This window comes from Elizabethkingia sp. YR214, assembly GCF_003058195.1.
Taxonomy (GTDB): Bacteria; Bacteroidota; Bacteroidia; order Flavobacteriales; family Weeksellaceae; genus Elizabethkingia.
On sequence record NZ_QBUH01000002.1, the window covers coordinates 562,406 to 574,562 of the forward strand.

The 12,157-nt window shown below is 36.1% G+C and carries 10 protein-coding genes; 3 read left to right on the forward strand and 7 right to left on the reverse strand.

Features of this window, described 5'->3' with window-relative positions; genetic code table 11:
• The first annotated feature begins 6 nt into the window (after positions 1–6).
• Complete coding sequence (locus C8J95_RS05760; RefSeq protein WP_107809388.1) at positions 7–642, forward strand: LysE family translocator; 636 nt, start codon at positions 7–9, stop codon at positions 640–642.
• Between the two features lie 99 nt (positions 643–741).
• Here C8J95_RS05760 and C8J95_RS05765 read toward each other — a convergent pair whose 3' ends face one another.
• The 7 genes from C8J95_RS05765 to C8J95_RS05795 all read right to left on the reverse strand — a co-directional run bounded on the left by C8J95_RS05765 (position 742) and on the right by C8J95_RS05795 (position 9,343).
• Complete coding sequence (locus tag C8J95_RS05765) at positions 742–1,119, reverse strand: YchJ family protein (protein WP_078677665.1); 378 nt, start codon at positions 1,117–1,119, stop codon at positions 742–744.
• A gap of 97 nt (positions 1,120–1,216) precedes the next feature.
• On the reverse strand, positions 1,217–3,586 hold the full coding sequence (locus C8J95_RS05770; protein WP_107809389.1) for an outer membrane beta-barrel family protein: 2,370 nt from the start codon (positions 3,584–3,586) through the stop codon (positions 1,217–1,219).
• Positions 3,587–3,835: 249 nt separating this feature from the next.
• The gene (locus C8J95_RS05775; protein WP_255412727.1) at positions 3,836–4,576 is read right to left on the reverse strand and encodes a hypothetical protein; all 741 of its coding nucleotides are present in this window, start codon (positions 4,574–4,576) and stop codon (positions 3,836–3,838) included.
• Positions 4,566–4,856 (reverse strand): hypothetical protein, encoded by a 291-nt coding sequence (locus tag C8J95_RS05780; RefSeq protein WP_059153958.1) that lies wholly within the window; start codon positions 4,854–4,856, stop codon positions 4,566–4,568. The genes C8J95_RS05775 and C8J95_RS05780 overlap by 11 nt, the downstream gene beginning before the upstream one ends.
• 3 nt (positions 4,857–4,859) lie before the next feature.
• On the reverse strand, positions 4,860–6,038 hold the full coding sequence (locus C8J95_RS05785; protein WP_107809391.1) for an acyl-CoA dehydrogenase family protein: 1,179 nt from the start codon (positions 6,036–6,038) through the stop codon (positions 4,860–4,862).
• A gap of 53 nt (positions 6,039–6,091) precedes the next feature.
• The gene (locus C8J95_RS05790; protein ID WP_107809392.1) at positions 6,092–8,347 is read right to left on the reverse strand and encodes a hypothetical protein; all 2,256 of its coding nucleotides are present in this window, start codon (positions 8,345–8,347) and stop codon (positions 6,092–6,094) included.
• 117 nt (positions 8,348–8,464) lie between these two features.
• A complete protein-coding gene (locus C8J95_RS05795; protein WP_107809393.1) occupies positions 8,465–9,343 on the reverse strand; it encodes an AraC family transcriptional regulator in 879 nt (292 codons plus the stop codon).
• Positions 9,344–9,558: 215 nt separating this feature from the next.
• Here C8J95_RS05795 and C8J95_RS05800 point away from each other — a divergent pair, with 215 nt between their 5' ends.
• On the forward strand, positions 9,559–10,938 hold the full coding sequence (locus C8J95_RS05800; RefSeq protein ID WP_107809394.1) for an MFS transporter: 1,380 nt from the start codon (positions 9,559–9,561) through the stop codon (positions 10,936–10,938).
• A gap of 25 nt (positions 10,939–10,963) precedes the next feature.
• On the forward strand, positions 10,964–12,145 hold the full coding sequence (locus C8J95_RS05805; RefSeq protein WP_107809395.1) for a glycosidase: 1,182 nt from the start codon (positions 10,964–10,966) through the stop codon (positions 12,143–12,145).
• The last annotated feature ends 12 nt before the right edge of the window (positions 12,146–12,157 follow it).

Genomic DNA, 12,157 nt, shown 5'->3' on the forward strand with positions numbered 1-12,157 from the left:
GATAAAATGATACCAATTCACGATCTTATCTTTTTTATTATAGCAGCTTTTATCTTAGTGATCAGTCCGGGTCCTAATATGATTTATCTGATTTCCAGAACCATAACACAGGGAAGAAAAGCAGGTCTTACATCACTTGCAGGTGTTGTTTGTGGATTCCTGTTTCATATCGTAATGGTATCTTTTGGGCTGACAGCAGTATTATTCGCTGTACCATATGCTTATGTTGTACTAAAGACTTTAGGAACAATCTATCTTTTGTATTTAGCCTATCAGGCAATTAAACCAAACAGTAAAAATATCTTTGAAGTTGACCAGAATATTTCAATAGATCGTCCCGGTAAATTATTTACCGTAGGCTTTCTTACAAATGTTCTCAATCCTAAAGTAGCTGTTTTTTATCTGTCCTTCTTTCCACAGTTTATCAAACCTCAATATGGTTCCATTTTTACTCAGAGTCTGGAACTGGGGATTATACAGGTATTTGTAAGTTTCAGTATCAACTTTATCATTGTACTAACTGCTGCTCAAGCCGCACGATTCTTTGCAAAGAACCCAACATGGATAAAGGCTCAGAAATGGTTTATGGCAAGTGTATTAGCCTTTCTTGCAATAAAAATGGCACTTTCAAAAGCGAAATAAAACCAATATTGAAAAAAATTGCAATCAATTTTAGATAAATTAAAAACCATGGTAAGACATCCTACCATGGTTTATTTTTAAACTTTTGTTTGATCCTGATTACTCCATAAAATCCCCTGATACATAATACCAGCGGTCATGCATTTTCTGAAAATAGGAAAACTCATGATGAATTTGTTCCTGGCCTTCTGAATTGATAAAATAAGCTTTGAACTCAACATGATTTAATGCCGGAGTTCTTACAATTTCCAGCTTTGTCCATTGGTTCATTTCTCCCCATTCCTGCATATCCGCTTTGTCATGGAATTTACGTTTTCCTGGATGAGTGGTTTCCATCAGATATTCTCCGTTGGGAATAGCATATGCCGAATAACGGGAACGCATAAGCGCTTCAGCAGTAGGTGCATGTTTTTCTTTTCTGTGAAAAGGTGCACAACATTCTTCATAGGTTTTTCCCGAACAGCAAGGACAATTCATTTGACTTCTTTTTTGCAAAGATAACAGAATTCATGCGGAATTGGTCCCAACATTATCCTATACTTTATCCAATCCTGATTATTAGTTAGAATATATACTAGTTATTTCCGCCAGCTCTGTTTTGTTCTTCAAATTTAACTTGCTTGGTAGCGCCTTTCACATTATTATTCCCGAATTTATAAGTAACAGAAAGGTTCACATTTCGTGTAATGCCTTTGTAATAATACTCCGAATTAAAGTCCTGATAATATTCAGTACCTTTTGAGCGATTGGTATTGAAAACATCATTTACCGTTAAATTAAATAGTAAATTCTTTTCCAAAAAACTTGCTTTTAGCCCTGTATATGCAGAAAAGTTTCCGTTGAAGTAGGTATTACCACTACGTTCCGGAATATTGCTCCACAATCCGAATACAAACGTAAGGCTTTTATCCTTTTTCAGAAAGAAATTATTATCTAGATTAAAATTGGCACCATAACCCGACATTCCTGAAATTACCTGTGGTATATAAGATTTCGATTTAGCATAATATCCGTTTACGAAAATATTAGATTCCAGCCATTTCAGCTTATTATAGTTGTAGCTGATATTAATTCCGGCACTATTCTGATTATAAAAATTAAGCGTTGTACTGTACTTTAACCCATCTTCTATCATCTGGACTCTGTCCCAGTTCGCTTTGGTATAATTGTAATAAGCCGTTATATTCAGGTTATTTTTCAGTACATAACCAAACTCTAAATTATCCGTAAACGTTGGCTGCAAATAAGGATTTCCTGTACTGTATTCAAAATCCGAAGTATAATATTTGAATGGATTCAGGTTTCCAAAATAGGGACGGCTGATTCTCCGGGAGTAATTAATTGAGAATGAATGATTATCATTGGGCTTATAACTTACATAAGCTGTAGGGAAGAACTTTCCGTATTTATTGGTGGATGTAAGATTCTCGTTCGGTGAATAACCTTTCAGGTGGGTATATTCATAACGCAATCCTGCTTTGGCATCCCATTTATCATTGATTTTAAAACTCGTTGAAATATAAGCGGCATAGTTCTCTTCATTATAGAAGAAATTGTTACTTCTTTTTGTATTGAATACATTCTGTCCGTTCAGAATATCATAAAAATTAAATTCTGAATCGTTTTTAATCTTCGTAAACTTGATTCCGGATTCCGTTTTTATTTTGGAAAAATTCTTTTCCAAATCTGCCTGGCCCGAATAGATTTTATATTGACTGACAGGATTAACGAAAGTAGAAGTTTTTGTACTGGTTATCGTATTATAATAGTTATTCGCATTAGAATTATTAATCATCATATTGGCAGAGATGCTCAGCTTACTACCCAATGAATCCAGTTTTAGATCGTAGAAAGCTGTAGCATTATGTACATTTCTCTTATTTCTATTATTCGAATCTGATGCAAATGTACGATCACCCCTTTCATCTCTTATACTCGTAGCATTTTGCGCCTGTTCCAATGGATTGCTAAATGAATAGTTGTAACTAACACCTATCAGATTTTTATCATTTATCTTGTATTCCGTTTTTACATTCCCACTTTTATAGCGATAGTTAGAAGAGGTTTTCTCATCAGTATTCCAGTAGTTATTATTTCCATTACCCGAATTATAGGTATAAGCTTTTCCCTGCCAGTAATTGTCTCCAGTAGACAGATTCGTAGATACTGAAAGCTTCTTACCCTGATAATTGAAACTTAAACCACTTCTGCTAGAAACGGTTGGTCTGCCGAAATAGTAATTTCCGGAAGATTGCAAAGACGCATTCCAACCCAGATTGGTATTTTTCTTCAAAATAATATTGATCAGTCCACTTTTACCTTCTGCCTCGAAACGTGCAGGTGGAGTAGTGATTACTTCAATTCTGGCAATATCATCCGATCTTAGTGTCTTCAGGTAATTGATTAATTCCTGACCAGAAAGATTAAGCAACTTATCATTTACCATTACTGCAACATTACTTTTACCAGCAATTGATATTGCTTCATCTGTAGTACGAACCATCGGTGTTTTGGCCAGCGCTTCTATCAAATCTAATCCTTGTGATGCCACTGAATTCTCAACATTGAAAACCAGGCGATCTACTTTTCTTTCAATTAGCTTTTTCTTTCCTGTTACTGTAACACCTTCAACTTTGGTTTCAGTAGTCTTGGGTAACGGAATCAGAAAATTTCTGTTTATATTTCCCTCTATTGCTATATTTTCAGATAATAGTTTCTCACCATCTCTGAAGATTTCAATCTGGTAGGTTCCGTTTTCTTTCAATTTTATATTAAAGATTCCTTCAGCATCGCTGATACCGGTTATTTTTTCAGTTCCCTTAGATAATATAATTTCAGAATCCGGAATTTGTTTTTTGTTTTCATAACTCAGCTTTCCCTGTATGCTTTGTGCAAACGAAAAAACTGAAGTTACTAATCCTATTAAAATATAATTCTTCTTCATAATTTTTACTTTTAATCATAACACAACAGAAGGCAAAGCCCTGTTACATTAAGTATATTAATTTTTGTATATCGGCTATATAACCGAAATAATACCAATTAGAAATAAGTTTATAACTAATTCAAAATCAATAAATTAAATTTTAAACACCATTGGAAAGTGTCTGAAAATGAACACTAATTGTCCGTTTTCGGACAAAATAAAAGCTCTGCAATTGCAGAGCTTTTTTATGTGATAAAGAATTAAAATCTAATTAAAAGGAACCAGGTTATCATTTGGAAGATCATATTCATACAAATCTCCATTACGCTGGTCAATATAAAGCCATTGTGCTACGCTGAAACGATTCTCAAATTCCACACCCAAACCTAAAACAATATAATCTTTGCCTTGTTCATTTCGCTCTTCAATAGAATAGGTGAGTTCTTCATTTTTTTTCAGATGAAGCAATAATAATTTATTTTTGGTATTTGCCAGATAATACTGTACATTATTGTAAATATCATCTCTTTCTTCGTTTGACAAATCAAGGTCCTGACCAAATGTATATTTTACAGGTTTTGTATAACGCTGCTTAAAAAGAGACAATGCACCATCCTTAACCTTCTTTACAGAAACCAACATTTTGCTGTCTTCTTTCCGGTCATTGTCCCCGGCAATCTCAATCTGACCTTTTTTCCATTTAACTTCTACCAGGTCTCCACGGTTAAGATCTTTATCGACAGCCTGAGTTACAAAACTTTCAATTTTTCCGTTATCCTTAATCAGAAGGTAAAGATAATCTCCAATTTCCTCATAGGCATAGAAGTCTGCTGTAATCATCTGTCCCGTATTCTTTGGATGATTAACCTTTATTGAATCGGAAGCGATAATAGCAGAAGAATCTGGCTTAGCTTCTGAAGATACAGTACCTTCATTTTTCTTACATGAAACTATAAGTAAAACCGCTACAAGCGGAAATGTTTTTAAATTCATAAAACTAGTCCTCATTTGTCGAGGATTTTAATTTCAGATACTTTCGTTCATAAAGCATCCACATTAAGTAATAATACAGAACAAAGCCTGCTGCCAGCAAAACAACTACATTAATTGCTATTGACAGCCAAAGGTTTTGAGGATCTGTAGTCTCTAATACAAAATATTGAAAAAGAATAACAAAAACTACTGTAAACAAAGACCATCTCAGTCCGTCATACAATGCATATTTAGTTCTTCCTTTTTGTCTTTTCTGTTCCCAGAAAGTTATAAAATCTTTATCCGAATCTTTCAATTTTTAAAAAGCATTTATTCCGGTAATATCATTTCCGGTAATGAGTAAGTGTACATCGTGAGTTCCCTCATAGGTAATCACTGACTCCAGGTTAGCAGCATGACGCATCATAGGGAATTCACCCATAATTCCCATTCCACCAAGAATCTGTCTGGATTCTCTGGCAATATCGATCGCCATTTTCACATTATTTCTTTTCGCCAAAGATATTTGTGCAGGTGTAGCTCTGTGTTCATTTTTCAGAGTTCCAAGACGCCAGCATAGCAACTGTGCTTTGGTAATTTCCGTAAGGAATTCTGCCAGTTTCTTTTGCTGAAGCTGATAAGAAGCAATAGGTTTACCAAACTGGATACGTTCTTTTGAATATTGTACAGCTGTACAATAACAATCTATTGCTGCGCCAATAACACCCCAGGATATACCATAACGGGCAGAGTTGAGGCAAGATAACGGACCTTTAAGCCCAATTACGTTTGGCAATATATTTTCTTTAGGAACCTTTACATCTCTGAATACCAATTCTCCGGTTTTAGATGCACGTAAAGACCATTTATTAATAGTTTCAGGTGTTGTAAAGCCTTCCATTCCACGCTCTACAATAAGACCTCTTACTTTACCATCTTCACCCTTAGCCCACACTACAGCAATATTGCATAATGGAGCATTGGTAATCCACATTTTTGCACCGTTTAGCAGGTAGTGGTCTCCCATATCTTTAAAATGAGTTTCCATACTGCCCGGATCGGATCCATGGTTGGGTTCTGTCAGTCCAAAAGCACCAATCATCTCACCAATAGCCAATTGAGGAAGATATTTCTTTTTTTGTTCCTCCGAGCCAAACTCATTTATAGGAAACATCACCAATGATGATTGTACTGATGCTGCCGAACGAACCGCAGAATCACCACGTTCCAGCTCCTGCATAATCAGTCCGTAAGAAATCTGATCCAATCCTGCACCTCCGTATTCTTCCGGAATATATGGCCCTAAAGCTCCGATTTTTCCGAGCTCCTTCATAAGATCCGGAATATCCTTGTGATGCTGTGCTGCATCATCAATTTTTGGCATTACAAAACTATCTACCCATTCGCGCACAGACTGTCGGATGAGTTTGTGTTCGTCTGTTAATAAATCGTCTATAAGGTAATAATCGGGGATGGTGTGAATTGGGTAATATGACATATTAATATTTTTAGCCTAAGATAACAATTATATCTGATACACGGAATGCCGGATCAGAACCATTTTGAAAAGAATCCACCTTTTTTATTCAGTTCTTTCTGAAGGACTAAAGCACGTTCATCATTCGGGAAAAGAGAAAGTATTTTCTGTACATTTTCTAAAGCTTCTTCTCTTTTCTTCTGGTTCAGCAACTGCTGAGATTTCAGTACTTCTATCATTGCCCAGTCTTCATCTCGGTCATATCCGAATTTATCATAAGAAGCCTCATGCTCTTCTGCCCATTTAATCGTTTCATCGGCACTTCTCGCATGCTGGCTGCTCTGTACCAGATAAAATAAAAGAGTACTCTCCGAATCCTGCATAAATTCATTCTCCCTCAAAACTGGTAATATTTCTGATAGATAGTTACAAGCTTTTTGATGATCATTGATAAAGGATGCATTTTTACCAATCTGATAATAGGCTTTTATTTTATCTGTTTCATATAACCATTCAGGATTTTTTAGCTCCAGAAAACGCTCTCCACTTTCAACAGCTTCTTTATATCTTCCTTCTTCATTATAGGCCTGCATCAGCATGTAATAAGGGTTAGAATTCTGCGGAAATTCCGATGTAAATTGATTCCAGAATTCAATTTTTTCGGAGTTAGAATAATCTTGTACCAAGTGCGAAACTCCTAAATCCAAGGCATTGGACAGGTTATAAAGTTCAACAGAGTTTTCTTCATTTACGCCATTTCTGCTAACATAATCTTCATAATTTTTCAGACGTTCTTTCAGAACTTCCATCGGATTTTCCAGTTCGCCTAATATTGTAGCATACTTTATTCTTTTAGCTTCATAATGCAGATACCTGAATTCATCAAAACATTCAGGTCCGTATTCATAAGTTAATATTCCATACTGATTTCTGGCACCCTCAAAATTATCTAACTTTTCATATATCGTTGCTAAAGTATCGTGCAGTTCATAAAACTCAGAAAGTTCAAGTCCTTTCGCTGCTGCAGCTTCTGCTTTCTCCAAATCTTCGGTTCCGATATAAGCTATAGCAAGGTTATTACAACACATCGCCCAAAGATGTGGAGTTGTATAAGGATGACTTTCATAGCGGTTTTCATAGAAATAATCTTCTAATCCGTTGTAAGCATTCAGGTAGAATAACTCCAGTATCTCTGAAGCTTCGTGACGCCCCGAAAGTTTATGTTCGTCCAAAAATTCCGATATACATACGCCATTGTTATACCATTCATTCGGAATATCATTTACAGCATAAGTTTGTTCCGGAAGTATACCATTCACAAGATAATAGGAGATTATCCATCTGTACAATGCCGTGGAATTGCCTCCCAATTGTAATGCTTCATTAAAGTAGGTAAGGGCCTCTTCATATCTTTGCTCATTGAACTTCATAGTCCCTGCAAAGTGGAATGGCCATTTAGAGTTAGGATACTCAGCAATATAAAACTGACAATTTTCCAGATGGTCTGCTTCTGTAATATCATTAAGTTCCCCATAATTCTTCTGGATAAGCAGAACAAAATACATAAGCTTTTCATCCTCAAATCCATTTCTAAGGATTTTGTCTATACGCCTTTCCCAGAGTGCAAGCTCATTATGCACTTCTTCGTCTGTATTTTCTAATTCTGTAACCTTACACAATAGTTTCCCTAACAAATGATAATCTGAATTCTCGTATATAAAATCCGCTAATTCAAAATACTGGAATTCATTAAAAAGCAAAATATTATGCATGTTTTTGCTGATCAGCTGCAAAATATCAGCAACAGGAGTATTATGATATTTTAGATATCTGAATTTATGAAACAGATACTTGGACATTTCAGCATCCTGAAGCTCTCTGGAATCCTGTGTCCATTTTTTGTAATTCTCCAATCCGTAATCGATCCATTGAATAAGCTCATCATGCTTTTCGTTCACATCATTATAGTAAATGAAAAGGTCTGTTGCCTGAGCCTCATATACAGGATCATTTTTCAGATCATTAAGATAGCGCAATACATCTTCTTCCGGAATAACAGGATTCTGGAAATCAAGATAGGACAAAAGCTGAGACTTCATAGCATTGTCATTCTCCAGCTGTATTAATTTTTGAATATAGGGTATTATACTATCCTGAATATAATTTGCTTCAGGCTGATTCTCCATTACCCATGCCCATTCGGTTTGAATAAACATATGCAGAATCTCTGTATCGTTAGGGTTTTCTTTGTATAATTCGTGAATTGCAATTTTAGCCTGTTCAATATCTCCGTCAGCAAGCAGCTGTTCAATTTCTGATAATGTTTTCATTAAATGATTATATATTGCGAATATTAATTAAAGTCCTAAAAATACCAAAAAATCCGAAATACCCAATCAATAGGGAGAAATAGAAAGATTTAATTTACTTAAATACCATAAAAAGAGTCAGATAAATTTACGGTTTCCATAAAAATTGTAATCATGTCTGAACTCTTTTGGGGTACAGCCTTTTCTTTTTTTGAACAGCCTGTTAAAGTTCGAAATATTATTAAAACCGCAGTGGTAAGCAATTTCTGAAACAGACTGAGTAGTATCTATCAGCATTCTACACGCATTTCCCAGTCTGCATTCTAATAATGAATCCATAAATGTAACTCCTGTACGTCTTTTGAAAAAGCGGCTAAAAGACATCTCCGTCATATTCACAAGTTTAGCAACTTCACCTAAAGAAATATTCTGATGAAAGTGATGGTTAACGTACTCCATTACCCTCTGAATTCGTCTGCTGTTATAAGATTCCTGATTGAAGAAAATATTATCAGACAGTGTCTGCATATTTTTGGATGTAGAAAGATCGTGCAACACCGATAACAATTCTAAAACGGAATCAAATCCCTGTTTCTGATCCAGGTTTAGCAAACGTGGCATTATTTTCTGAGTTGTTTCTTTAGAAAATAATATTCCTCTGGACGATAATTCTATCATTTTTCTCATACAGCTCATCTGGTTCCGGTTCAGGAATCTTTCGTCAAGAAAATCCTTATGAAACTGAATCGTTACTTCTGTCATTTCTTTGCCCTCAAATTCATAAGTTTCCCACATATGCGGCAGATTGGGGCCGATCATTACAAGCTCGTAATCATCGATTACCGAAATGTGATCTCCAATAATCCTTCTTGCTCCTTTACCATTATGAATAAAGTTCAGTTCTATTTCTTCATGACTATGGAGTGGAAAGTCGAAGTCCGACTTTACACGGGTAAAAATAGTGAAGCAGTCACCTGATGTTAAAGGTATTATTTCCCGGAGCAGATTATTAAGCATGGCCAAATTCTGTAGTAATTAATTTGCAGGTCATAAAAGTATCAATAATTATAAAACAGTTTGTTAACTTAAAATTATAAATAATTTAATTTTCATGCACATTCACAATGAACATTATTTATACATTGATTATTTTGTATTATTTAATGTCAAAAAAGTATTATGTTCGTATTCCTTCTGGTACTATTTTTATCATCCCGATAACAGCCTAATTCATGAATGAAAAAATAAAAGTAAAAGAAAAGATTGCCTATGGATTAGGCGATGCAGCATCGTCCATGTTCTGGAAAATTTTCAGCATGTATTTACTCTTTTTTTATACCGATGTATTTGGCATCACAGCAGCTACCGCCGGCACCATGTTTCTGGTTACCAAAGTATGGGATGCCTTTTTCGATCCTGTAGTCGGCCTTATCTCAGACCGTGTATCTACAAGGTGGGGAAAGTTTCGCCCATTTCTGGTATGGATAGTTATACCATTTGCAGTAATGGGCATTTTTACATTTTTCAGACCGGATTTTAGTGAAAACGGTAGACTCGTTTATGCGTATATTACTTATTCGGTAATGATGATGGTCTATTCCCTTATCAATGTACCATACGCATCATTACTCGGAGTTATGTCTTCAGATCCTAAAGAACGTACAGCACTTGCTTCTTACAGAATGGTTTTTGCATTTATCGGTAGTCTTGTTGCATTGTGGCTGATAGAACCTTTAGTAAAGATCTTCGGAGACGGAACTCTTACATTTGCAATGGGCTGGGTGTATGCTATGGTTGTTTTTGGTATTATAGCTTCAATCTTATTTTTATTGTGCTTTGCAGGGACCAAGGAACGAATAATCCCTGTAAAAGAAAATAATTCCACACTGAAAAATGACCTGAAAGATCTTTTTGCAAACAAGCCTTGGTGGATATTATTGGGAGCTGGTGTTGCTACATTATTATTCAATACGATCAGGGATGGAGTTGCCATCTATTATTTCAAATATTACCTGGATAAATCCGATACAGATATGCTTTCTTTTGTCGGAATGCAAATCTCCCTAACAACAGTATACCTTGTACTGGGACAGGCGGCAAACATTATAGGTGTTATTGCAGCAACTCCTGTAGCCAATAAAATAGGCAAGAAGAAAACATTTTTCTTTTCTATGCTTTTTGCCGCCATTTTCAGTATACTTTTTTACTTTTTAGGAAAGAATAGTATCAGCGGAGTATTGGCTCTCCAGTTTATCATCAGTATATGTGCCGGTAGTATATTTCCTTTATTGTGGTCAATGTATGCAGATACTGCTGATTATTCCGAATGGAAACAGGGCAGGAGAGCCACAGGGCTTATTTTTTCAGCATCTTCAATGTCTCAGAAATTAGGATGGGCTATTGGCGGATGGGCGAGCGGTGCCTTATTAGCATTCTTCGGATTTCAGGCAAATGTTCTGCAAACAGCCTTTGCACAAACAGGGATTAAACTTATGCTAAGTCTATTACCCGCCACAGCTGCAATTATCTCGATGGTATTCATTCTTTTTTATCCGTTGCACGAAAGACAAATGAAGATTATAGAACAGGATCTTGAACAAAAACGAAACTAAAAAATAATAACCTACACTTAATTCTATGAGTTTATATTTCGAGACAAGAAAAAAGGCCCTCAACGAGGCCTATGAAAACCTTATCTTAAAAGAAAACATAAAACAACAAACCTTGGGCAACGGTATCTACGACAGATACGAAAATCCCATACTGACAGCAGATCATGCGCCCGTTTTCTGGAAGTATGATTTTAATGAATCTACAAACCCTTATCTGATGGAACGTTTCGGTATAAATGCTGTATTTAATGCCGGAGCTTTGAAGATGGACGACAAATATATTGTGATTGCAAGAGTGGAAGGAAATGACAGAAAATCTTTTTTCGCAGTGGCAGAAAGTAGAAATGGTACGGACGGTTTCAGGTTCTGGGATTATCCGATTACAGTCCCTGAAACAGATATACCAGATACAAATATATATGACATGCGCATTGTACAGCATGAAGATGGCTGGATTTACGGATTATTCTGTACAGAGCGAAGAGATCCGGAAGCCATTCCGGGTGATCAGTCTGCTGCTATAGCACAGTGTGGTATTGTACGGACTAAAGATTTAAAAGACTGGGAACGCTTACCGGATTTAAAAACAAAATCGGCTCAACAACGCAATGTTGTTCTGCATCCTGAATTTGTAAATGGACAGTATGCATTCTATACGCGCCCGCAGGATAGCTTTATAGAAGCCGGAACTGGTGGCGGAATAGGATTGGGACTAAGCAAGAGTATGGAGAGTGCAGAAGTCACTGAAGAGGTATTGATTGATCAGAAAAAATATCATACCGTTTACGAAGCTAAAAACGGATTAGGCCCGGCACCAATAAAAACAGAGAAAGGATGGCTGCATCTTGCTCATGGTGTGCGCAATACGGCTGCAGGCCTGCGCTATGTCCTCTATATGTTTATGACCAGCCTGGACGACATTACACAGGTTATTCATAAGCCTGCAGGTTACTTTATGGCTCCGGAAGCTGAAGAACGTATAGGTGACGTTTCCAATGTAGTATTTTCTAATGGTTGGATTGCCAACCATGATGGTACTGTATTTATTTATTATGCCTCATCGGATACCCGTCTGCATGTTGCTACTTCCACTATAGAGAAATTGGTAGATTACGTAGTTAATACTCCGGAAGACGGCTTCAGATCAGCAACATCTGTTGAAACACTCAATACTATTATCCGAAACAATTTAGCTTTTAGAAGCTAAAACTGAATCACA